Here is a 24,535-nt window from a genome sequence, read left to right on the forward strand (position 1 = left end):
AGTTCACCGCCATAACTCAACGCTGCATTGCTACTGTTGAGCGATTTTATGAGCAGCGACCTATATATTGGTCAAACTAAGCGTGTACTTCATTAAATATCCATGGTGTTTTTTGCATCATTTTATGCTCATAACCTTTAATAGCATCACTATGCTGTAAAGTCAGGCCGATATCATCGAGACCATTTAGCAAACAGTGCTTACGAAAGTCGTCGACCTCAAAGGCATACTCTTCACCCGTTGGTGTAATGACCACTTGACGCTCTAGATCTGCTGTTAGCTCGTAACCTTCATTAGCAAAGGTAGCTTTCATTAAGGTATCAACGATTTCCTCGTCCAATGCAATTGGGAGCATACCGTTTTTAAAGCAGTTATTATAAAAAATATCTGCAAAACTTGGGGCGATTACCGTACGAAAGCCGTATTCAGACAACGCCCAAGGCGCATGCTCACGACTAGAGCCACAACCAAAGTTGCGACGCGCCAGTAAAATATTAGCACCTTTATACCGTGGTTGATTTAAAACAAAATCTGGATTAATCACTCGTGCAGTGTCGTTTTGACCATCACCTAAAGAAGGCACACCTTCATCAAGGTAACGCCAATCATCAAATAAATTGACACCAAATCCAGTACGTTTAATGGATTTTAAAAACTGTTTTGCAATAATTTGATCGGTATCGACGTTTGCGCGATCAAGTGGGCAAACGATACCCGTTTGGGTGTTATAAGCTTGCATGGTTTTTCCTTAAAATATCGATTACTAACGTAAATTTCCTAGCTGCTTAATGAAGCTCAAAAGAGCGTGCCATTTGTTTAACAATACTTGTCATTTTAGTTTTTTCACTCTCAGGATAGTTCAGATGTAATACTACTTCCTGACCATTATTAACCTTAATAACATGATAGAAAACTTGACCATCCTCTCTATAGCCACTTACCGTATAGGTTTTATCTTTTAACCGCTCGTAAGTAACTGTCATGCCTGTTTTATATCGATGCTGCTTTTCTTTCAAATAATCACTATCTGTATAAAAGAAGACATTTGGTGTATTACTCCCAAAGACCAAAATAGTGGCATTGGAGTTGGGCAACTTAAAATGACGACCATCACCATTATCCGCTTCTGGCAACCATTTCAATTGATTTGGCACATCGACACAATAGGCAAATCTTCCATTACAGTAATCACGAGCCATCGCTAGCTGAGAGCTGCTCAATAAGCAGAATAAAACAAACAGCCTTTTCATCTTTGTGCTCTATACAACTATAGAATTAAAACGTCCGTACATCTACAAAGTGACCCGCTAACGCTGCCGCTGCTGCCATCGCTGGACTGACCAAGTGCGTACGACCGCCTGCACCTTGACGACCCTCAAAGTTACGGTTCGAGGTCGAGGCGCATTGCTCCCCTGGTTCAAGCTTATCAGCATTCATCGCTAGACACATTGAGCAGCCTGGCTCACGCCATTCAAAACCCGCCTCGGTAAATAAGACATCCAAACCTTCTGCCTCTGCTTGCAACTTCACTTGACCAGAACCAGCCACGACGATGGCTTCTTTCACAGTATCAGCAACTTTACGACCTTTGATGACCGCGGCGGCATCACGCAAATCTTCGATACGCGAGTTGGTACATGAGCCAATGAAAATACGATCCAGCTGGATATCGGTGATTTTTTGACCAGCTTCTAGACCCATATAGGTATAAGCACGTAACCAGCCCTCTTCTTGCGCTTCATCTGCTGCTTGGTCAGGGGTTGGTACTGACTGGGTAATATCAACGACCATCTCAGGTGATGTACCCCAAGACACTTGCGGGGCTATTTCGCTACCATCAATCTCAACGATGGTGTCAAATACTGCATCATCATCTGAATAAAGTGTGCGCCAGTAAGCTTCAGCTTGCTCCCACTGTTCAGCGATTGGGCCATATGGACGACCTTTGACGTAATCAATAGTGATGTCATCAACCGCAACCATACCGACGCGAGCACCTGCCTCAATCGCCATATTACAGACGGTCATCCGTCCTTCCATGCTCATATCTTCGAATACTTGTCCAGCAAATTCGATGGCATGGCCTGTGCCGCCAGCCGTGCCAATATGCGCGATAATAGCCAGCACCACGTCTTTTGAGGTCACGCCAGCACCAAGCTTGCCGTTAACGCGGACTTGCATGTTTTTCATTTTTTTGGCGATCAAGCACTGAGTGGCCAATACATGCTCAACCTCGGATGTGCCGATACCATGTGCCAAGCAGCCGAGCGCGCCGTGGGTCGCTGTATGCGAGTCACCACAAACGACGGTCATACCGGGCAAGACCAAGCCCTGCTCAGGGCCGACTACGTGCAAGATACCTTGACGGGCATCATTAATGGTAAATTCAGCGATATTAAATTTGGCACAGTTGTCGTCCAATGTCACTACCTGCAAGCGTGACACCTTGTCTTTAATACCCGGTACGCCTTCTAGACGCTCTTTGGTCACTGTTGGCACATTATGGTCAGGGCTGGCGATATTGGCTGACAGCCGCCATGGCGCTCGATTGGCCAACTCCAAGCCTTCAAAAGCTTGCGGGCTCGTCACTTCGTGTAGCAGATGGCGGTCGATATAAATCAGGCTCGAACCATCATCACGCTTAGTGACTTCGTGAGCGTTCCAAAGTTTGTCATATAACGTTTGACCAGCCATGTTGCTATCCTCATTGGTTGCTAATTGCTTAGTTTTTCACTTACTTGTATGTTTCGCCTGCTTCTGTGTCTCGTATTCTTACTAGGACGTGAGCTAGAATTTGGCTCAATGCTGTTCATAATATAAACATCGCTTGGCGTAATTTTATAGTTATTACTGAATAACGGTTAAAAAATAAGCTTTATATCGCGACTTACGCCGTAAATATAATAAATATGTCACAATACGTCTCGATGTCTTGTGATTATAGCAGGCTAATTCTATAATAATAATTGATGATTTCTTTCTAGACACAAACTTTTATTTCTAATACATTATTTATCATGTCCGCCAACTTTTATTTATAGCTCGCTAAGTAACCCAAGTTACTAAGGAAACTCGTTTGAACACCACAAATTTAACGACATTCGTCACCGTTATGCACACAGGCAGTATCTCAGGCGCAGCAGAGAAGCTGTTTATCACTCAGCCTGCCGTCAGTAAACGCATCAAAAATTTGGAAGATGAGTTTAACATTACTTTGTTCGATACGGTAGGTCGTGGAATTGTCCCAACCCAAGCGGCTAGTGAGATGCTCCCTCACGCCAAGCGCTGGCTTGAAGACTATGAAAACTTCAAAATCAACCTGCAGCACTCTCAGCACATTGTGTCTGGTAAGCTGGTCATCGGCACCAGCCACCATATCGGCCTGCATCACCTAGCGCCTGTGCTCAAACACTTTATTCAAGCCTATCCTGCCGTTCAACTAGAGGTTCACTTTGTCGATTCAGAAAAGGCGCATAAAGCCGTGCTGGATGGTGATTTATCATTGGCCTTTGTCACGCTGCCACCAGTTTATGATAAACGCTTGACCTATCACACGCTGTGGTCAGACCCACTTTACTTTATGACGGGCACGCTATCGCCTTTAGCGACCAAATCCAAAGTGACCTTAGAGCAATTGGCACGTTACCCTGCTATTTTGCCATCAGCCAATACCTTTACCAGTCAAATTACCTTGGCTGAGTTCGCTAAGCACAACCTAAAGCCTTATGCCACGATGAGCACCAATCCACTCGAGTCTATCCGTATGTTAGTTTCTGTGGGACTCGGCTGGTCAGTATTACCTCAAACCATGATCAGTCAGGACTTAGAACGTATCGACATGGCAGACAACATTGAATTGCAGCGCTATTTAGGTGTGGTCATCAATCCAAAACTCACACAATCTAGCAGTGTTACTGCCTTACTAGACTTGCTTGCTCCTATTGAATAAAAGTCATTAGGGTGTGTCCTCTTTTTAAAAATGGTTATAAGAATGAGATAAATTGCAGTCAAACGAGGAAAGTAGCGCAAATAATATCGGGATATTAATCAGCTATTTGACGACGTTTGGCAAAATTTAGCCATTTTTAGCCCATTTAGATACAATCGCTTGAATTGAGGACATGCCCTAGAGTCTTCTAGACCGTTTGCCAAGAGCGCCTTGCGCTTTAAAAAGTACCGAATTCGCAATTAAGGCGCTCATACGTTATAATACGCTTGACGTTGTTTCTATAACAAAAACTTACCATAACCACACTGATATACATATATTGAACACTTCGAGTAAGATATGATGGTTAGCAGTAGGTTTAATGGTTTTAAATGATTGGTTATATAGGCGGCTGATATTAGTATTTAATTGGCAGATGCGAGCAATCAAGTTAAGCAGGTAATGCTCCCATTGCTCAAAGCACTACTGATAAGTATTAGCCCTAAAACAGCATCAATCATATAAAACTAACAGAAGATATTGAATAAAAGCCATTATGTCCTACTTAATGGCTTTTTTTGTCTTTAGATATTGTTTTGGGTATCGTCTTGTAAGACTTAATTTTTCTCGTTAAAAATAATGACAGCCAACAACATTGGTTAAGGATTTTATATGAACGGAGTTTCTAGTGGCGTGCTGGTATCACTTGGCGCCTATTTTTTGGTAATGATTGGGATTGGCATTTACGCCTACTTTAAACAAGCTAATGATACCGAAGGCTACATGCTTGGTGGCCGTAGTCTCGGCCCTGCAGTGACTGCACTGTCAGCAGGCGCGTCAGATATGTCGGGTTGGTTATTATTAGGCCTACCAGGTGCCATGTATGCTGACGGTGTTGTCAGTGCTTGGATTGCCATTGGTTTGACATTGGGTGCGTTTTTAAACTATATCATCGTGGCGCCGCGCCTTCGTGTCTATACCGAAGTCGCAGATAACGCCATTACTTTACCCGATTATTTTGCCAACCGCTTTGAAGATAAGTCGCACATGCTGCGCGTCATCTCAGCCGTGGTTATCATTTTATTCTTCACTGTTTATACCGCGGCAAGTTTGGTCGGCGGTGGCAAACTCTTTGAAAGCTCGCTCAACCTCTCTTATAGCACAGGCCTTTGGGTAACTGCTGGTGTGGTCGTCGCTTATACGCTATTTGGTGGCTTCTTAGCCGTTTCAATGACTGACTTTGTACAGGGCATCATTATGCTGTTTGCAATGGTCATTGTACCTATCGTTGCTTTGACTGACCTCGGTGGTGTTGGAGCAACAACAGATGCCATCAGAGCCATCGATCCAAGTATGTTAGATATTACTAGTGGTGTTACTTTTCTTGGTGTCGCCTCTTTGCTCGCTTGGGGACTTGGTTATTTTGGTCAGCCACATATTATTGTCCGCTTTATGGCGATTCGCTCAGTAAAGGACGTCCCAACTGCGCGTAACATCGGTATGAGCTGGATGATCATCAGTCTTATCGGTGCTTGTGTAACAGGTATTGCTGGTCGCGCTTATGTACAAAAAACAGCGATGACATTAGACGATCCTGAAACAATCTTTTTGGTATTTACTCAATTCTTGTTCCATCCATTGGTGTCTGGTTTCTTATTAGCAGCTATTTTAGCCGCCATTATGAGTACGATTTCGTCACAACTATTGGTGGTATCAAGCTCACTAACTAAAGACGTTTACAAGTTATTCTTTGATAGAGAAGCACCTGAAGCTCGCCAAGTATTGGTCGGTCGTATCTCAGTAATAGTCGTTGCTGTAGTCGCGATTTTACTTGCTTCTAACCCTGATAGCTCTGTATTAAGCCTAGTCTCTAACGCTTGGGCAGGGTTTGGTGCTGCATTTGGACCGTTGGTTATCTTCAGTCTAATCTGGCGCGGTATGAACCGTAACGGTGCTGTTGCTGGTATGGTTATCGGTGCATTGACTGTTATCCTATGGGTCTATGGTCCTTTCGAGATGAATGGTATGCCATTAAACAGTTGGTTATACGCTATCATTCCAGGCTTTATTTTAAGTACTATCGCCATCTTTGCGGTGAGTATTATGACAGGTGGGCCAAAAGCGTCTGTTACTGCGAAGTTTAAAGAGATGGAAATGAACTTGAATAAGTAAAAATTACTATTTATTGTCTCATAAGTACAAAAAAACCTCGCTATGATTTGGCGAGGTTTTTTATTATGTGCACATGGTAATGAACATGTTTTTAAAAGCTTTTGGTTAGTAACACGGTCGCAGATTTTTCATCACGATCATCATAGTAAGCAAAGTTACTTGAGGTGGTTTCATAATCAAACACTAAGCGCGGGGTCAAACCATATACCGTAAAGTCGCGTTTCCACACTTGCAAACCTAAGGAAGCGGTTTTGTCTTTTCTGGTTGAGCCAGGCTCACCGCCTACCGCATTGTAGTAGCCTTTCCATGCACCGCTTCCTTCTGGGTAGGCATCTCCAGGATTGTCATATTTTTTTATTCCATAGCCTGCTGTCGCTAATGTCGAGAGACCACGCTTCCATTCACGTCCCCAACCAGCATTCACAGAATTACGATCGTAACTAATAATACTCGACTTGGGTACATCATTGTTATAATTACCAAGCCCACCATAGAAATATTCTTTAGCATCTTTAATATAAAAAGCATTCAACCCCAAGAATCGGCCATCTGTTTTGCGATTTGAATTGCTATCATCCTCAAAGTTTTCTTTAGAAACAATGCCTGTAGCTGACAGCTTCAATTTAGGCTTGACCCAGCGTGAGCCACTGACCGTTACCCCTTTACGTAAACTGTAAGGCTCCTCATCATAGTAGCGTTTGGTTACAAATGGCGTCAAAGAAACGTCGTTTTTCGCATCATCATAGCCGACACCAGCAGAGGCTGTGAATAGATAATCGTTGTAATCAGTTTCATCCCAATAGCCTTTTAACGAGGCATTACCACCTACCGTTGCATAAAAGTTATCAGGTAAGTTAAAGCGTTTATTTGCACTGCCGGACACCTGTATACCGTTGGCAGACTTTTGCTCAATCGAGCGCCCTAAGTCAGATTGAATAGATGACGATGGTGCATCATTAATATTACTATCCCTTACATAGCTGGCAGAGGCATTGAATCGCCATTTTTCTGAACTATTTATTTGAGACAATGAGTTTTTCACTCTGGCCATGACAGGCGCTGGCAAATCAACAGACTGTAGTTTTAAAAGCTGATCTTTTGCCGCCGCATATTGCTTATCTGCTTGCATAGCGATGGCCATATTTAAACGTACTGGATGGAAGTCTGGATCTTCCGCTAACATACCGCGATAGATGGCAATGGCTTGTTTGTTTTTAGCTTCACTGCGATAGACGAGTGCATCAGCAAACTTGATAAGCATTGGATCGTTGATCTCTAACGCTTTGTAATGGGGAAGTATCTGCTTGACGGTCACCATATCTTGCGCAGCTAATGCATCATTCAAAAACTTGCTAAACGCTGATGGATTGGCTTTTAAGGCTTCTAAGTTATAAGCAGTTGCAGCGGCAAGTTGTTGACGGCTTCTGATAGCATTCTGTGCCTCTGTATCAGAGACGCTGGTAGAAGGTGCAGTAGGATTAGAGACTGACGTTTGGTTCTCACGTTTGAGCAGCTCAGTAGCTTGGTCGAGATCAGGTCCTATCTCTGGTGCGTCTGGGGCGTCTGGGGCGTCTGGAGCAACTGGAGCAGCCACAGCTGATATAGAAACCGCCATCATCGATAGTAAAATAGCGGCTGTGAGAGGTTTGCGCATATATTGATTATTCATGGGTATCCTTACCTAAGTACGATCTATAAATTTCCAAACATAAGTATCCTAAGGGATTTTAGTCGTTTAAGCGAGAAAAAAAGCGCCCTAGGACGCTTTTTCTTTACTCTGTACAGTCACAGCGATTTATTGCTTTTCGGCACCAAAGGTTCCTTGGAATTTAGTACCGGTTCCAGCAACAGTCCCTTTACCCCCTTGGTCTGCAGCATCTTGATAAATACCACCTAAGAACTGTGCATCTTCACCGTAGAAACCACCAGCGGTATCGATACCATTTTTATTGCCAGCAAAGGTGTTGCCTGTGATGTCTGCATCGATTTTAATTTCATTACCAGCAGGCATGTATTTATAGTCACCATCATCAAACGCTAATGTACCATCAACTGAGCCATTAACGAAGTCAACATTGAAAGCAGAAGTTCCATTCTCTGGCGCAGTAGAAGCGTTATCATCCAGATGAATATTTTCAATATAAGTCGCCATACCATGATACTGGGCTGTACCATCATTGACATTCTTCAAGTTATCCATACCTGCTTGAGAAGTCAGATAGCCTTCTACATAGACGTTGGCTGCACGTGATACGTCCCCGACTAATGAGTTAAAGTTACCATAGACATGTCCTACTTGCATCTGCGAATCAAAGTTTTTGTATACGGCGTTGTAGTTAAAGGTTGGGTTTTGTCCACCTTTACCTGCATCTACCTTTACTGATCCGTTATCAGTGAGAGACACTGCTATAGGTTTTAACACAGAATCGGGCTTGACCATATCGGCACGAACCACGCCATTTTTAAAGCTATTAAAATTGTTACCTTTGCCATTATCCACTGGTACTTCAGAGCCATTCTCCGTCTTCAATTCAGTCCAATCAGATTTATCATCGCGAATGTCTACATAGCCAATAGCATTATCTAATTGACCCAAACCTAAGGGTAAGGTTTTCTCTTTACTGCTCAGTGCCGTCGATTGGAAGCCAGTCATTCTCGACTCAGTAGGATCAGGTGCCGCTTCTGGATCCACTTTGGTCGCACCATAAGTACCCTTACCTCCACTAACTTGATAGACACCACCTAGTAGGCCTGCATCTTCACCAAAGAAGCCTCCTTTAGTATCAACCCCATTCCAGTTACCTGCAAAGCTATTACCATTAATCTCGGCTTTGATAGTCTTTTCACTGACACCAGTACCTTCAAATAACAACGTACCATCGACTTGGCTGTCAACAAAGTCAACTGAAAACTCTGAAGTACCTATGATTGGATCGTGACCAATGATTTCATCCTTACTGTTACCTATGTAGCTAGCATCACCTTTATAGCTGACCTTACCGTCGTTGATACCATTATCAACATTGTATTGTGATAGGTCTTTCATGTACTGCATATCGGCATTATCTGTACTGTTACCCTGCACGTAGACGTTGGATATTAAATCTAGTCGAGCACCATTGTTCGTAGTCTTAAGATCACCATGAATGTGACCTATTTGCATTTGATCCTCATAATTCTTGTAGGTTGACGTGTATTTAAAACGTCTGTTCAAATACCCTGCTGGCAGTGAATATAGAGAGCTCTTTTTAAAGCCACCTTCATAGTCTAGATCAGCCTCATTACGCAAAGCAAAGTCAGTGGTAGTATTATCATCATAGCGTCCAGAACCAGTTTCTAATATATTAACCTTAAGCTTATCGTAGTTATCAGAAGTATTGGTATTGATAGCACTATTGTCATCACCTGAAATAGTGTTTTGGAAACCGCTTATTGTTGCATTTACAGGGGCCTGTGGATTGGTTGGTGCTGGTGGTAGCTCCTCTGCTGCTGCTAAAGCATCTTCTGCAGCTTTTGCCCTAGCTTCAGCCTCTAGTTTTGCAGTTTCAGCTTCATCAGCGTCAGTTTGCGCCTTTGCAGCTTGTGCTTTAGCATCAGCCGCTTGTTGGTTGGCTTCTGCAACCTTTTTGTCGGCTTCTACTTTGGCATCGCCAATAGCTTTATCTGCCGCAGCTTGTGCTTTTATAGCTGCATCTTCTGCTGCGGTTTGAGCCGTTTCTGCGGCAGCTCTTGCCGCCTCTGCAGTCTCTGCAGCTTGTAACGCTGCGGCTTCCGCGACTTCTGCGGCTTCTGCACGGGCCAATGCAGCGGCTAGACCACCATCTCCTGTACCAGCATTCGCTAAGGCATCTTCAGCGGCAGCCAAGGCGGCTTGAGCTTTAATAGCATCCGCTTTGGCTTTGTCAGCAGCGGCTTGGGCTGCTGCTGCTTGGGCATTAGCATCGGCGATAGCAGCTTGAGCGTTATCAGCATCGGTTTGAGCGTCTGCTGCCGCTTGTTCTGCTGCGGTTTGTTTGTCACTCTTGGCACCATAGGTACCCTGAGCGCCATTACCTTCGTAGACACCGCCTAGGTACTGTCCATCACCGCCAAAGAATCCACCTTCGGTGTTATAGCCAGCATTATCATCAGCGGTACCTGAGAATTGGTTGCCATTGATGCCAGCGGTTAAACCAATCTTACCGGCCTTATCAAAGGTGAGATCGCCTTTGACGTTTTGAGCCACAAAGTCAGCAGTGAATACTGATTTGCCAAATTCGATATCATTACCAATGCCTAGCTGACGATGAGTGGCATCACCTGTGTAACCAACTTTACCGTCGGTTGGCATGTTCGCCGCTTGAGTTGCACTACCAACGACAGCGACGCCATCTACAGGAATTTCAGTGCCTTGGAGTTCTGCGGCACCATCGATGTGAGCAATGCGCATGTCATCACCATAGTCTTTATACACTGAGGTATAAGTTAATGGCAACTCTCCTAAAGCAGTTGTAATAGAAGTACTGTCATCATGGCTTTTGAACCCATTAGCAAGCTCGGTATCTCCTGCACCTGAAATATTGACATCAACTTTAGGTAGTAGATCTCCAGAAGCTACGTCAGCACGAGCTATGACATTATTTTCACCAATCTCAAAATCACGGGTCGTTACTATAAAGTCACTTGGTAAACCCGCAGCTGTTGTACCTACATTAATAGACTGAGCACCTGACTTCTTAGTTTCAGGAGCATTGTTGATTTGTGCGGCAGCTAACGCATCCTTGGCGGCTTGCGTTGCTTGGTTGGCAGCAGCTAACTGTGCTTCGGCGGCGGCAGCGGCATCAGCTTGAGCTTGCTTGGTAGCAATGATTTTAGCATTTGCTGTGTCTAGTGCCGCTTGGCGACGATCCACTTCTGCCTGCAGGGCTTCGGTGTTGCCACCACCTGAGGCCAGTGCGTCTGCTAGGGCTTTTTCTGCTGCAGCTAACTCCTCTTGTGCAGTCGTTAATTCGCCTTTGGCTTTATTGGCTTCAGCTTGAGCTTTCTCAGCCTTTTTCTTTTCAGCTTGAGCTTGGGCTTGGGCAGCCGTCGCTTGTTGATTAGCCTTATCTGCTTTGGCATTGGCGGCGGCCACTGCCTCTGCGGCTTCAGCCTTAGTGGTGGCAGCTTCGGCTTTAGCTTTGGCTTCTGCAGCTTTAGCAGTGGTAGCATCAGTTTCAGCTTTATCAGCTCGTGTTTTAGCATCAGCCGCTTGTTGGTTGGCTTCTGCTACTTTTTTATCCGCTTCTACCTTCGCATCACCAACTGCTTTATCAGCAGCTGCTTTTGCTTTCAAGGCAGATTCTTCAGCAGCGACTTGTGCGGCTTGAGCAGCAGCTCTTGCCGCCTCTGCAGTCTCTGCAGCTTGTAACGCTGCGGCTTCCGCGACTTCTGCGGCTTCTGCGCGGGCCAATGCAGCGGCTAGACCACCATCTCCCGTACCAGCATTCGCTAAGGCATCTTCAGCGGCAGCCAAGGCGGCTTGAGCTTTAATAGCATCCGCTTTGGCTTTGTCAGCAGCGGCTTGGGCTGCTGCTGCTTGGGCATTAGCATCGGCGATAGCAGCTTGAGCGTTATCAGCATCGGTTTGAGCGTCTGCTGCCGCTTGTTCTGCTGCGGTTTGTTTGTCACTCTTGGCACCATAGGTACCCTGAGCGCCATTACCTTCGTAGACACCGCCTAGGTACTGTCCATCACCGCCAAAGAATCCACCTTCGGTGTTATAGCCAGCATTATCATCAGCGGTACCTGAGAATTGGTTGCCATTGATGCCAGCGGTTAAACCAATCTTACCGGCCTTATCAAAGGTGAGATCGCCTTTGACGTTTTGAGCCACAAAGTCAGCAGTGAATACTGATTTGCCAAATTCGATATCATTACCAATGCCTAGCTGACGATGAGTGGCATCACCTGTGTAACCAACTTTACCGTCGGTTGGCATGTTTGCCGCTTGAGTCGCATTACCAACGACAGCAACACCGTTTACTGGTAGCTGGTTGTCGCCAAGGGCTGCTGCACCGTCAATGTGACCGATGCGCATGTCATCGCCAAAGTCTTTATAGGTTGAGTTGTAATTCAATGGCAGTACGCCAAGAGCGGTTGTGATTTCGGTACTGTCGTCGTGCGATTTAAAACCGTCTTGTAAGTTGGTATCATCTGCGCCAGAGGTGGTGACGTTGACGATTGGTAGTAGATCACTTGATGCGGTGTCTGCTCGAGCTTCAACGCTATTATCAGTGGCATTAAAGTCACGGGTGGTAGCGGTAAAGGCGTTAGGTAGGCCAGCAGCTGATGGGTCGATACTTAATGACTGTACACCTGACTTCTTAGTTTCAGGAGCATTGTTGATTTGTGCGGCAGCTAATGCATCTTTGGCCGCTTGCGTGGCTTGGTTGGCAGCAGCTAACTGTGCTTCGGCGGCGGCAGCGGCATCAGCTTGTGCTTGCTCGGTAGCAATGATTTTAGCATTTGCTGTGTCCAGTGCCGCTTGGCGACGATCCACTTCTGCCTGCAGGGCTTCGGTGTTACCACCACCTGAGGCCAGTGCGTCTGCTAGGGCTTTTTCGGCGGCAGCTAACTCTTCTTGTGCAGTCGTTAACTCGCCTTTGGCTTTATTGGCTTCGGCTTGGGCTTTTTCTGCCTTTTTCTTTTCAGCTTGGGCTTGGGCAGCCGTTGCTGCTTGCTCTGCGTTTTGTTTGGCTAGTAATGCTTCCTCAGCTTTCTCAGCTTCTAATTTAGCAGTAGCTTCCGCTGCTTCTATACGTGTTTGAGCAGCGGCGGCATCTTCCTCTGCTTTTTCAGCACGTGCCTGAGCGTCTGCCGCCTCTTTTTTGGCAGCATCAATTTGGGTTGCGGAGGCAGTTTTGACAGCGTCAAGTTTGGCTGCAGCTTCTTTAAGGGCAGCATCTGCAGCATCCGCAGCAGCTTTTGCAGCCACTTTTGCAGCAGTAATTGCTTTAGCTTCTGCAGTTTCGAGTGCGTCTTGGGCATCTTTTGCAGCTTTCTTAGCCTCAGCAATCTGGCTCGCTGATGCTTTTTCTATATCTGCAACCTTCTTATCAGCCTCAGTCCTAGCAGCTTTCGCATCTTTAACTGCTTTTGCTGCTTTTTCTTCTGCTGTCTTAGCATTAGCTTGAGCCTTTTTAGTTTCAGCTTCTGCGGCTTTGGTTTTTACTTGCGCTGCTTTTTTCGCCGCTATTTCAGCTTTTAGCGATGCTTCGACCTCTTTAGCCTTGGTTTCTGCTACTGTTGCACGATTATCTGCTGCTTTGGCTTTTTCTTCAGCGGCTTTGACTTTAGCGACTGCATCGGCTGCTGTTTTTTTAGCAGCATCTACTTTTGTCTTAGATGCCTTCGCAGCGGCTTCGATTTTCGTGACAGCCTCCACTCGAGCTGCTTCTGCGGCGGTTTTCGCTTTCGCTGCCTCTTCTTTTGCAGCATCAATTGCTTTTCTTGATGCTTCTGCTGCTTTCTCTGATTCTTTACCAAAACCTGCCTCTGCTGCTTTTAAAGCTGCCTCTGCTACTTTGGTTTTTGCTTCTGCTACTTTAAGCGCTTCTTCTGCGGCTTTGGTTTTTTCTTCCGCAGCTTTAATCGTTTTTTTCTGCTTCAGTAGTAGTACCAACCCCACCTCCATCAGATCCACTACCGCCTGAACCTTCACCCTCAGCCACTCCTCCCGTTCCATTATCATCTACTGGGATTGTAGGAGTGGGTTTAGGTGTAATAGCGTTATCTCCACTGCTAGAGGAGCATGAAGCCAAAATAACGGTAGTCAAAATAACCACACTGGCCTTGAGTGGGGTCTTTAGCGTTTTTGCTGTAGATACAGCCGATACTGAATAACGGTTAGGTGACATTCGTCTTCCTCCATGAAGAATTAGTGATATTCTATTATTTAATCCTTGAAGCACAACATAAATCCGGTGCTTTGAATAGATAAACAAATCGCCTACAAAAAGTCAAACTTTATTATTCAAATATTTCTATAGGTAACTTTTAGTTACTAATTAGCTTAAAAACACCTCTTAACCAAGATAAGATGTATCGAAATTATGGACTGAAAATGTAGTTTACATCAGACACTATTTTAAATTAATAAATATTTTAAATAAAATCCAGCCTAACAACCCCTTAAAATAACTAATAAAAACAACTGTATACTGAGTCCGCTCAAGTATTTGTTTTTATAATCATACCTCCAAATAAAATTTTTAAATTAAAAATACAGTGTATTGAGCATACTTATTTTATTAAAAAACAACCTATATACTTATAGAATATCCTTTTAACACTTTGTTTTATCAAGCATCAAAAATCATAGAAAACCCTCTTAATTTCAATAAATTCCATATAATCACTGCTAAAAACCTAACTATACAGGCAAACACTAGTTTACTAATTCGCCATCTATCGTTTTAATAATTTTATTATCTAATATCACTATTTCTAATTCTTGGTACATAATTTAAAGCATAAAAAAAAGCACCCTAAGGTGCTTTTCTTATTCAAAAGCTTTCATATTAATTTATTGCTTTTCAGCGCCAAAGGTACCTTGGAAGGTTGTCCCGGTTCCAGGAGTAGTACCCGTTCCTGGTACGCCGTCTTCACCATCAAGTTGAGCTTCTTGGTAGATACCGCCTAAGAAATTAGCATCCTCGCCATAGAAACCACCTGAGGTCTCAACATTACCCTCTCTACCAGCAAAGGTATTACCTTCAATATTAGCCTTAATATCAATATTTTTGTCAATATCAGCAAAGTCTAATTTGCCTGATAAAGAGTTATTGACGAAATCAACGTCAAAATTAGATTCGCCATTGACCACTGGATTGTTTATAGCGCCTGAACCTAAATGAATATTATCCATATAGGTCGCGACACCAGCATATTGAACATTACCATCGTTGATGTTGTTATCAATATTATACTGAGCTTGCTGTTGCATGTAGTCCATATCAGCTTGAGCAGTACTGTTGCCCACTACGTAAACGTTGGCATAACGTGATTTCACACCACCGAATGGATTCTCTTTACGAAGATCTCCGTAAACGTGACCTATCTGCATCTGTGAATTAAAGTTCTTATATACAGAATCATAGTCATATTTTAGTTCAATATCACCAACAATAGATCCAACTTCCTCGAAAGTGACCGTATTCTGACCATCAGATTTCATGAAACCACTATCAGCATCAAAAGCGATATCACTGTCTCTAACGGTTGTAATTGTAGCTGTTTGCTTGAATTTGTTAGGTTTAACAATATCAAGACGGGCTTCAAACTGATCATAGCCTGGCAAGTTATCTATAGTATTATCTTCAACTATGGTCGGCGTCATGTCTTCGCCTTCACCAGTTGTCTCAGTAAAAGTTTCATTGTCTGTAACAAACTGACGGAAACCAATCGCATCCTCAGTACCCAATCCTGATTCGCTACTAATGGTGTTACTCATAACGCCAGTCACATCTTCGTTAGCTGGATCACCAGGATTGACAGGGGGTTCTGGCAACTCTGGCTCTACTGGGGTATCTACGTCGGCTGGTGTACCATCTTTCTCAGCGCCAAAGGTACCTTGCGACTCATTACCTTCGTAGATACCACCGATGTAATTAGCATCTTCACCGTAAAAAGCGCCTTCTGTGTTGTAGTCACCTTTTTTACCTGAGAACTCATTGCCATCAATAGCTCCTTCCAGCGCAATATCACCCGCTTGAGCAAACTTCAGTGTACCGTCGACTTTTTTGTCAACAAAGTCAGCGGTAAACTCTGAGCTACCATATTCAATCTCATTGTCTAAACCGACTTTGCGATTGGTGGCGTCACCTGCATATTCAAACTTACCCTCTGTCGGTAAGGTCGCTGTCTTATTACCCACTACAGCTACCCCATCTACAGGGACTGTAATTGCTCCACCTCCTGCACTGACGGCACCGTCAATATGAGCAATGCGCATCTCACCATTTTCACCAAAGTCTTTATAGACTGAGGTGTAAGCTAGATCGCCTTCTGCTAATACAGTGGCTGTATCCTCGTGAGATTTAAAGCCGTTGGCTGTGTCAATATCATTTTCTCCAGAAACCTTAATGGCTATAGGTTCTGGAACTACACCTTCAAGCGCTAAGTCGGCACGAGCATCGACATCAGAAGTACTACGGATAGCAAAGTCACGAGTTGTTGTTGCTTTAACGCCTTGACCTAGACCGCTTGCATCGACAGATAGATGCTGAACCCCTGATTTCTCTGTTTCGGCTTCAGACTTATATTCATCTGGATTGTTTATTGCATCTAACTTATCTTGCAACTCTTGAGCTTTCTTTTCCGCTGCTGCTGCTTCTGCTGCTGCTGCTGTCGCTCTATCCTCGGCTGCCTTAGTATCTCCTTCCGCCTCCTTTTGAGCGGCTTTAGCTTTTCTAGCTTCTTCTTTGGCTAGGTCTGCTGCTTTGTTAGCTTCGGCTACATCTTCTTTTGCAGCTGACTTTGCAGCTGCCACTTTGGCTGCTGCATCTTTTTCAGCAGCTTCTGCCTCTGCTTTAGCGGCGGCAGCGGTGTTTTTAGCAGCTGCTGCTTCTGACTGAGCTGCCGCGACTTTATCTTGTGCCGCTTTCACTTCTTCTTGTGCTTTTTCTGTAGCTTCCTGGATTGCAATTTTTGCATCTGCTTCGGCTTTCTCAGCTGCTTTCTCAGCCGCTTCTGCTCTATCTAAAGCATCTTGAAGTGCTTCATCATCACCGCCACTACCTGCATTATCCGCAGCTTCTTGGGCTTTCTTTGCAGCTTCTTGGGCTTTTGCAGCGTCAGCCTGGGCTTTTTCTGCAGCGGCTTGCGCTTGTGCCGCTTGATCTTTAGCATTGGCTAAGGCTTCTTCTGTAGCATCTGCCTTTCCAGCCGCTTCTTTAGCATCTTCCTCAGCTTTAATTTGAGCGTCAGATTTCGCTCCATAAGTACCTTGAGCGCCGTTACCTTCGTATATACCGCCTACGTATTGACCATCGCCACCATAGAATCCACCGTCGGTATTATAATCGTCTTTGCTCCCTGAGAACTTATTACCATCAATGTCTGCTTCTAAACCAATGTTCTTATCACTAAAGGTTAAGTCACCTTTGATATTCTTGGCTACAAAGTCAGCGGTGAATACTGAGGTACCAAATTTAATATCTTTATTTTGACCAGTTTCACGATAAGTTGCATCACCCGTGTAACCAACTTTACCTTCTGTCGGCATGTTCTCAGCTTGGGTCGCATTACCCACCACAGCAACACCGTTGACTGGTAACAAACCAGCAGCAGCACCATCAATATGGGCAACTCTTAAGTCATCGCCAAAATCTTTATAGGTTGAGGTATAAACTAGATCGACTTCACCTAATGAAGAAGTATTAACTTTGGTCGTATTTTCAAAAGATTTGAAGCCATTAGATTCCGCTACTACATCGTCGTTATCACCACTAACTTTTAATGCTACCGGATCAGAAACTAAGCCACCTGAAGCTTCATCTGCGCGTGCATCTACTTGGGTTTCATCTGTGATATCAAAGTCACGAGTAGTAGTCGTTAATGCCCCCTGGCCTAAACCAGACGCATCGATACTGATGTGTTGGACACCAGTTTTCACAGATTCTGGAGCATTTTTAATCTCTGCATCCTGTGCTGCATCCTGTGCAGCTTGTTGGGCTGCTTGGGCTGCTGTCGCTTCTGCCTCTGCTTTTTGCTGAGCAGCTTGTGCAGCGGCTTCAGCAGCTTGCGCGTCTGCCTTTGCTTCTTCTGCTAGCTTGGCTTTGCGGTCGGCTTCTTTTTGTAGGGCCTCTGAACCCCCACCATTTGCTAAAGCGTCTTCTAACGCTTTTTCTGCTTCTTCTTGTGCTTTAATAGCTTCTGCTTTGGCTTTTTCAGCCGCAGCGGCGGCAGCTTCAGCCTCTTGCTGAGATTTGATAGCCGCATCTGCTTTTTCTTCAGCTGCTTTTTCAGCGGCAGCTATTTGCTCAGCCGCCTCTTTCTTCGCAGCCTCGGCTTCTTCTCTTGCTTTTTTGGCTTCCTCTTTAGCCTTTTCAGCCTCAGCTTTTGCTTTTTCTAGTGCTGCATCAGTCGCGCCAGGTATTGGGCTGAAGACATCATCAAGATTATAAGAAGGATCGTCAGTTGTATTACAGGCGGCGAGTATCATTGATGTTAAAAGCACAACACTGGCTTTTAAAGGGGTTTTGAATTTTTTAGCTGTCGATACAGCTGAGATTGAATGACGGTTAGGTGACATTCTTCTTCCTCCATGGATGATTGATAGATATTCCTTTATCTACACATTGCCACATTAGTATTTGGGCAATATATATAGATAATAAAACTCAGTTCACTAAGTCAATTTATCAAAATCGAATAACCATTCGTAAAATATAACGCAAGCGTTCATTTTTAAATTATTCGATATTTTTATGCATAATTACTTAGTATCAATAAAATTTTTACGCTTGATAACACTTACCTAACCCATTGGTTAAGTAAGATCTCTTCTAGTATTTATGGTAAAACAACATAGCCAGGTGATAAGTTACTGGCTTTGATAAGAGAGTTTTACACCAGCGATATAACCATCATTGTCTTCGGCTTTACTGACGATACTACCGTTGGGTAGCTGACCTGTTGCATCACCAAATTTCAGATATTTGCCACCGACTGACACGGCCCACTCAGGAGTCACGTTGTATTTCACACCACCACCCAAGCTATAATAACCGTCAATAGTACCCAATGAGCTGACAGGATCGCCTGCACCAGAGTCATAACCAACTGTTACGGAACCCGCTAGCTTTTCATTAAAACGTTTGGCCAAACCAACATCTACTTTCCATTGGTCTTTGTCATAGGATAAAAGTGGTAAACCGTCTGGGTCAGCCGCTTTAGAATAAGCATTATAAAGCGGAGGGACGATAGTGAAATCGCTCCAAGGTACCCAGCGCACATCTACAGTACCTAATAGTTGATACTTCTCACTTAGACCAGTTTGAATATTTAAATTCACTGACTCAGGTGTGGTTACAGTCGCATCGGTCGTTGCATATTCACCAATAGACTGGCCAAGTTCAGAGTCTGGGTCAATATCAAGCTTACCTAACGCTATATCTTTTAGCGGTGATCCTAGTAATGGTACTCTTTCGCCCACTGGGGTTTTATGCTTAATTTCTGAGCGATAAGTTAGTGCCGCATTTAAGGCAATTTCAGGTTTACTATAGGCTAAACCCGCTACCCAACCGTAGTCAGTGTCAGGGTTTACATTGGCATCATAGCCTGTCAATGGGCCGTATGCCTGACCTCGCAGATGCACATCTGCTTTCACTTTTTGCATCACTGGACCACCATATACTTGGAAGCCATTAGCTTTGTAACCAAGCAGCCCTGTCCACGTTTCCGTATGCACACTGACGTTGGTGTTTTTGTCATAGTCTGGATCTAATACTGAAGGGTTGATGACTTCATTAGGAACAGATGTCCCTGACGATGAGTCAGCAATGGTATCTTTGCCTGCTTGAGAAACAAAAGCATTATCCCCAGAGTATTCTACTTCTGCACCAAAAGGCTCGTCATAAAACACACCGATACTGAAATTTTCATTAATGTCAGTTTTTACCCCGTAGCGCATAAAACTATAGGAATCTGGAGTAGCGTTGCCAGTTGACACACCTTTTTCGTAAGCCGCTTCTGTAGAAGTGATACCATTACGAATCTCGTCAGTTGGGGTAACGATAGCACCGGCATTGTCATGTGCTGAAACATCAGTATCGATATAAGCAAAATCAACTTCGGCATAAGTACCAGGGTTAAAGAAGCCTTTGATTTCTTGGCCTGAACGATCGAGGCCAGCGGCTTGTGTTAGTGATGCAGCAGATAGGGTGATAAGGGCTAGAGTGAGCTTAGAAATAGGGAAATTTTGCGACACGTGACATCCTCCATGAATAAAAAAACTGGCAAATAGCTTAGTTACTACAATTTGTCATAACAACTGAAGCTGCTGCAGTGCAATCCTTTGCCAAACGACTTAACTATTGAATGTAATCATCGCTTACGCGACCTTACTTTCATTGTTATCAGACATTACCGCTATGTAAGACAACGTAACTGATTTCAATATCATAATTAAAGTTTGCCACTATAGCAACACCCTTTACGGTTTTGAGAAGACAGATTTATGTTAAGTTAGCTATTACTATAAGGATGGTGATGGGTGATATCTTGCTACTAACTAGACTGGATTAAGCATTTTTTTATTATAAGAACTGACATAAATACCTGATTATTAACATTATTTTTTCTATATATACTTTAAACGAAAAAAAAGCAGCCTATGATAGGCTGCTTTTTTTATTATATATACAAACTTAAAATAACAACAGTTGTTCACTGACTGTTCGGTACTCTCTTACTACTTGATATCTTGATAAGAGAGTTTCACACCAAGAATATAGCCATCATTATCTTGGAAATCACCTACGATCTGCTTAGTCGGTAATTGACCTTTAGCATCACCGAACCATAAGTATTTACCACCGGCTGATACTGCCCAGTTTTCAGTGACATTATATTTTGCCCCCAAACCCACACTATAGTAGCCATCGATAGGTCCTAATGATGTCGTTGGATCACCTGCACCACTATCCCAACCCACTGTACCACTTACCGCTAAAGCTGGTGCTAGACGCTTGGCAAGACCAAGCTCTACTTGCCACTGATCATCATCATAATCCACTAATGGAAGGCCGGTATCATCTTGGGTCGCGTTTTTGCTAATTTCGTTATACAGCGGTGGTACAATTGCAAAGTCACCCCATGGTACCCAGCGAACTTTTGCCGTGGCTAAAGTGGTGGGGTTAATACCTGTTTGGAAGTCAAAGTTTACTGATTTTGGGGTAGTGATTTCCATGGAAGTCGCTTGATTTGCGGCAGCTGGATCACCCGCTAATAAACCTGCTAATGGATAGGATTCAGCGATCTTCATATTATGATCAATCTCTGAACGATAGGTCAAAGCTGCTTTTAAAGCAATTTCAGGCTTGCTATAAGAGATACCTGCTAAATAACCATAATCTTGATCAGGACTGATATGCGAGGTGTAACCTGTGGCAGGTCCGTATGCACTGCCGCGTAATTTTACATCTGCTTGAATGCGCTGAGCGACTGGACCGCCATAAACTTGAAACTCTTTATTAGCACCAAACTTGGCACCTAGAATCGCGGTGATACTTTCAGAGCGCACTTCTACATTTGTGCCTTCGGTATTGGCAAGCTGACTAGCAGCATAACCGTTTAGTCCTTCTAAGGGAGCTAGCTGTTCTTCACCAGCCGCAATTTGTGCTTTACCAGCCTCAATTGTTGGACGTAGAGCGGGTTCGAGTGCTGGGTTTGCTGCAATGGCTGCTTCAGCTTGTTTAACCTGTTCTCTACCTGCTGCGAGATCATCTTGAATAGACTCAACATAAGTATCTAAACCTTCAGCGCTAGTAATTGTTTGCCCTGGCACTTTTCCGTCTAGTTGTGTGGCAATAAGATCATCAATTGCTTCAGTTGGAGCGCCAGTAAAATTATTATCGCCATTATAGGCAGCAGCAGCGCCAAATGGTTCGTCGTATAACACACCGATACTAAAAGTATCGTTAATATCTGTTTTTACGCCATAACGGAAGAAGTCGTAAGATTCGGCAACATCACCTGTGTCATTGCCGTTATTATCAACACCACTAACATCGGCATCGATATAGGTATAGACGGCTTCAGCGTAGGTACCATCTTGTAAGAATGCAGTGACATCTTGACCTGAGCGATCAAGACCAGCAGCATTAGTCATGCTAGCGACAGAAAGAGTAGCGATTGCTACGACAAGAGCTTTTACATGAAAAGTAGCGCGCATTGTGTATCTCCAAACATCCTCGTTGTTTAATCGTCTTCATCATCAATGTTTAGCTTTGTTGCTTAAAACATAAGACTATGTAAACGACGTCCTAAGATGAATAGTAATGACTTTTTAACACTAAAACAACAGTTAAAACACTTTATTTATTATCAATAATTTTATTATAAAGTCGTCAAAAATATCTTTGATAAACAATAGTTTACGTTATTAAGTGTTCATACTGATTACCATACTTTATTACCCAACTTATATCCAATAATAATCAACTTGACCCGAGCAATATAAGACACATAAAACAGATATATGAGTACATTTTTAATTTATAGTACGCACAAAAAAGCGACCCCTAAGGATCGCTTTTTGCTACTCATTCATCAACTTAAAAGTATAGTCATACCATTCACAAAAATTAGAGTAGCAAGGAAAACGAATGTAAGTGCTACGCATTGTAGACTAAACAAGTTTGACACAGCTAATCGTACTTTTTGGGTTTGGTATTAAAATGATAGCCAGTATTACTTCGCTTGATAAGAAAGCTTTACACCAAGAGCAAAACCGTCGTTGTCTTCAAAGTTACTAACGATATTTTTGGTTGGGATTTGGCCTTTAGCATCACCGAACCATAGGTATTTACCACCAGCAGAGACTGCCCAGTTTTCAGTGACGTTATATTTAGCACCAAGACCCGCGCTATAGTAGCCTTCAATAGGACCTAGTGACGTTACTGGATCACCAGCACCACTGTCCCAGCCGATATTACCAGTCACTGCTAACGCTGGCGTCAAACGTTTAGCAAGACCTAACTCTACTAACCACTGATCTTTATCATAGCTTACCAACGGCAAACCAGTGTCATCTTTGGTCGCGTTTTTGCTGACTTCGTTATATAGCGGTGGTACGATTGCAAAATCACTCCACGGTACCCAGCGTACTTTTGCTGTTGCTAGCGTGGTTGGGTTGATACCGGTTTGGAAATCAAAGTTTACTGACTTAGGCGTGGTGATATCAATCTTATTACCCTGTACTGGTTCTTTACCCAGTGCGCCCGCCACAGGATATGTCTCATCAATATTTAAACTGTGGTCAATCTCAGAACGATAAGTCAAAGCAGCTTTTAGCGCAATTTCAGGCTTGCTATAAGAGGCGCCTGCTAACCAACCATAGTCTTGATCACGGCTGATATGGGCTGTGTAACCAGTCGCAGGGCCATAAGCAGTACCACGTAATTTTACGTCGGCCTGAATTTGTTGTGCTACTGGACCACCATAGACTTGGAAGTTTTTGTCTTGGCCAAACTTCATCCCAACGATACCCGTGATACTTTCACTGCGTACTTCAACGTTGGTACTTTCGCCTTTAGTAGCAAGCTCTGCTTCGGCTGCAGCAACTGCGGCACCAAGCGATTGGGCTTGACCTGCCAGCGTTTCTGCTTTTTCTTTTGCCGCTTGCGCTTGAGCAGCAAGTTCTTTAGCCGCTTGCGGTGTGGTAGCAGCTTGCGCTTGTTCTGCTAAATCTGCCGCCAAACCGCCTGCTTGCTGGGCACCTTGGGTCAACTGACCAATCTTTTCACCAGCGTCTGCTTTACTGCTAGCGGCACCGCCTGAAATGGCATTAATAGAAGCTTCAAGATCACCTTGCGCTACAAAGTTGTTATCACCACTATAGTCAGCCGCCGCACCAAATGGCTCGTCATATAAGATACCAACGCTAAACGTGTCGTTGATATCTGCTTTTACACCATAACGGAAAAAGTCATAAGATTCGGCAACGTCATCAACTTTATTACCTTGTTGATACGCGTTTTTATCATTACCAACATAAGCATTATCGTGACCACTAACGTCGCCATCGATGTAAGTGTAAACAGCTTCAGCATATAAGCCGTCTTGTAAGAATGCGGTGATATCTTGGCCTGAGCGATCAAGACCAGCAGCACTAGCGACGCTAGCAATAGAAAGAGCTGCAACAGCAACTGTGAGAGTTTTTAAATGAAAAGTTGCGCGCATTATATATCTCCAAACATCCGCATTGTTTTACTGCTATGCCTATGTTCGCTAAGCAAGCAGTATCCGAGGTGGAGGATAGTAAAGATTTTCGCACAGTAAAACAACTGCAAAAACACATTATTTCGCATTTATGACTAAACAGTCACCAGACAGTACCTTTATGTTTAAATGTGGATATTATTTTACCTAGATTCAAATAAAACGGCTTTATTTTTCATTACCTATCAATAATGCGGCGGTCTGTCTGCCATCACATCAAAAGGGGCGATACCGCTTTCTGTATCTTGATTTTCAACTTGTTCATAAAGTAGCTGCAACTGGCGTTGCAGTGTCTGAATATCTTTATCTTGCCGCGCAATGACGGTATCAAGTCGCTCTACGGTCATCTCTAAATGCGCCATACTCATTTGTAACTCAATGACTTGTTGGGTTTGTAAGTCTGCGTGCGCAGTCGAAACGCTGTCTTGATCGTTGGATTGGCTCATATTCTTCTCTACGTTGTGGTAAATA

Annotated in this window: 13 protein-coding genes; 2 read left to right on the top strand and 11 right to left on the bottom strand. The window is 43.8% G+C overall.

Features of this window, described 5'->3' with window-relative positions:
• Positions 1 to 76: 76 nt before the first annotated feature.
• From leuD to leuC, 3 genes are read right to left on the bottom strand one after another with little or no spacing between them, the layout of a single operon-like run.
• Positions 77 to 739 (bottom strand): 3-isopropylmalate dehydratase small subunit, encoded by a 663-nt coding sequence (leuD, locus tag ACT3TU_RS01890; RefSeq protein WP_192528872.1) that lies wholly within the window; start codon positions 737 to 739, stop codon positions 77 to 79.
• A gap of 46 nt (positions 740 to 785) precedes the next feature.
• Positions 786 to 1,250 carry a hypothetical protein gene (locus ACT3TU_RS01895; RefSeq protein WP_192528873.1) on the bottom strand — a complete coding sequence of 155 codons (465 nt, stop codon included), beginning with the start codon at positions 1,248 to 1,250 and terminating at the stop codon, positions 786 to 788.
• Between the two features lie 25 nt (positions 1,251 to 1,275).
• Complete coding sequence (leuC, locus tag ACT3TU_RS01900) at positions 1,276 to 2,694, bottom strand: 3-isopropylmalate dehydratase large subunit (RefSeq protein ID WP_192528874.1); 1,419 nt, start codon at positions 2,692 to 2,694, stop codon at positions 1,276 to 1,278.
• Between the two features lie 382 nt (positions 2,695 to 3,076).
• Here leuC and ACT3TU_RS01905 point away from each other — a divergent pair, with 382 nt between their 5' ends.
• Both ACT3TU_RS01905 and putP read left to right on the top strand, forming a co-directional pair.
• Entirely contained in the window at positions 3,077 to 3,949 is an 873-nt protein-coding gene (locus ACT3TU_RS01905) for a LysR family transcriptional regulator (protein WP_192528875.1), read from the top strand.
• A 651-nt stretch (positions 3,950 to 4,600) separates the two neighbouring features.
• The gene (gene putP / locus ACT3TU_RS01910) at positions 4,601 to 6,100 is read left to right on the top strand and encodes a sodium/proline symporter PutP (RefSeq protein WP_192528876.1); all 1,500 of its coding nucleotides are present in this window, start codon (positions 4,601 to 4,603) and stop codon (positions 6,098 to 6,100) included.
• 91 nt (positions 6,101 to 6,191) lie between these two features.
• Here the strand turns inward: putP and ACT3TU_RS01915 are convergent, their stop codons facing one another.
• From ACT3TU_RS01915 to ACT3TU_RS01950, 8 genes are all read right to left on the bottom strand, one after another.
• On the bottom strand, positions 6,192 to 7,769 hold the full coding sequence (locus ACT3TU_RS01915) for a surface lipoprotein assembly modifier (RefSeq protein WP_192528877.1): 1,578 nt from the start codon (positions 7,767 to 7,769) through the stop codon (positions 6,192 to 6,194).
• 126 nt (positions 7,770 to 7,895) lie between these two features.
• Entirely contained in the window at positions 7,896 to 13,742 is a 5,847-nt protein-coding gene (locus ACT3TU_RS01920; protein ID WP_444783995.1) for a transferrin-binding protein-like solute binding protein, read from the bottom strand.
• The gene (locus tag ACT3TU_RS01925) at positions 13,708 to 13,977 is read right to left on the bottom strand and encodes a hypothetical protein (protein ID WP_192528879.1); all 270 of its coding nucleotides are present in this window, start codon (positions 13,975 to 13,977) and stop codon (positions 13,708 to 13,710) included. The genes ACT3TU_RS01920 and ACT3TU_RS01925 overlap by 35 nt, the downstream gene beginning before the upstream one ends.
• Before the next feature lie 668 nt (positions 13,978 to 14,645).
• Entirely contained in the window at positions 14,646 to 18,374 is a 3,729-nt protein-coding gene (locus ACT3TU_RS01930; RefSeq protein ID WP_192522801.1) for a transferrin-binding protein-like solute binding protein, read from the bottom strand.
• A gap of 291 nt (positions 18,375 to 18,665) precedes the next feature.
• On the bottom strand, positions 18,666 to 20,051 hold the full coding sequence (locus ACT3TU_RS01935; RefSeq protein WP_192522802.1) for an OmpP1/FadL family transporter: 1,386 nt from the start codon (positions 20,049 to 20,051) through the stop codon (positions 18,666 to 18,668).
• 483 nt (positions 20,052 to 20,534) lie between these two features.
• Complete coding sequence (locus ACT3TU_RS01940; protein WP_192522803.1) at positions 20,535 to 22,016, bottom strand: outer membrane protein transport protein; 1,482 nt, start codon at positions 22,014 to 22,016, stop codon at positions 20,535 to 20,537.
• 518 nt (positions 22,017 to 22,534) lie between these two features.
• Positions 22,535 to 24,025, bottom strand: coding sequence for an OmpP1/FadL family transporter (locus tag ACT3TU_RS01945; RefSeq protein WP_192522804.1), 1,491 nt, complete (start codon positions 24,023 to 24,025; stop codon positions 22,535 to 22,537).
• Between the two features lie 224 nt (positions 24,026 to 24,249).
• Entirely contained in the window at positions 24,250 to 24,510 is a 261-nt protein-coding gene (locus ACT3TU_RS01950) for a SlyX family protein (protein WP_192522805.1), read from the bottom strand.
• Positions 24,511 to 24,535: the final 25 nt, after the last annotated feature.

The organism is Psychrobacter sp. AOP3-A1-26, assembly GCF_052378235.1.
Classification (GTDB): domain Bacteria; phylum Pseudomonadota; class Gammaproteobacteria; order Pseudomonadales; family Moraxellaceae; genus Psychrobacter.

Bases quoted from the DNA above. Each gene is read 5' to 3' on its own strand.
- ACT3TU_RS01940 (WP_192522803.1), bottom strand. From the start codon at position 22,016: ATGCGCGCTACTTTTCATGTAAAAGCTCTTGTCGTAGCAATCGCTACT.
- leuC (WP_192528874.1), bottom strand. From the start codon at position 2,694: ATGGCTGGTCAAACGTTATATGACAAACTTTGGAACGCTCACGAAGTC.
- ACT3TU_RS01895 (WP_192528873.1), bottom strand. From the start codon at position 1,250: ATGAAAAGGCTGTTTGTTTTATTCTGCTTATTGAGCAGCTCTCAGCTA.
- ACT3TU_RS01930 (WP_192522801.1), bottom strand. From the start codon at position 18,374: ATGTCACCTAACCGTCATTCAATCTCAGCTGTATCGACAGCTAAAAAA.
- leuD (WP_192528872.1), bottom strand. From the start codon at position 739: ATGCAAGCTTATAACACCCAAACGGGTATCGTTTGCCCACTTGATCGC.
- putP (WP_192528876.1), top strand. From the start codon at position 4,601: ATGAACGGAGTTTCTAGTGGCGTGCTGGTATCACTTGGCGCCTATTTT.
- ACT3TU_RS01925 (WP_192528879.1), bottom strand. From the start codon at position 13,977: ATGTCACCTAACCGTTATTCAGTATCGGCTGTATCTACAGCAAAAACG.
- ACT3TU_RS01950 (WP_192522805.1), bottom strand. From the start codon at position 24,510: ATGAGCCAATCCAACGATCAAGACAGCGTTTCGACTGCGCACGCAGAC.
- ACT3TU_RS01915 (WP_192528877.1), bottom strand. From the start codon at position 7,769: ATGAATAATCAATATATGCGCAAACCTCTCACAGCCGCTATTTTACTA.
- ACT3TU_RS01945 (WP_192522804.1), bottom strand. From the start codon at position 24,025: ATGCGCGCAACTTTTCATTTAAAAACTCTCACAGTTGCTGTTGCAGCT.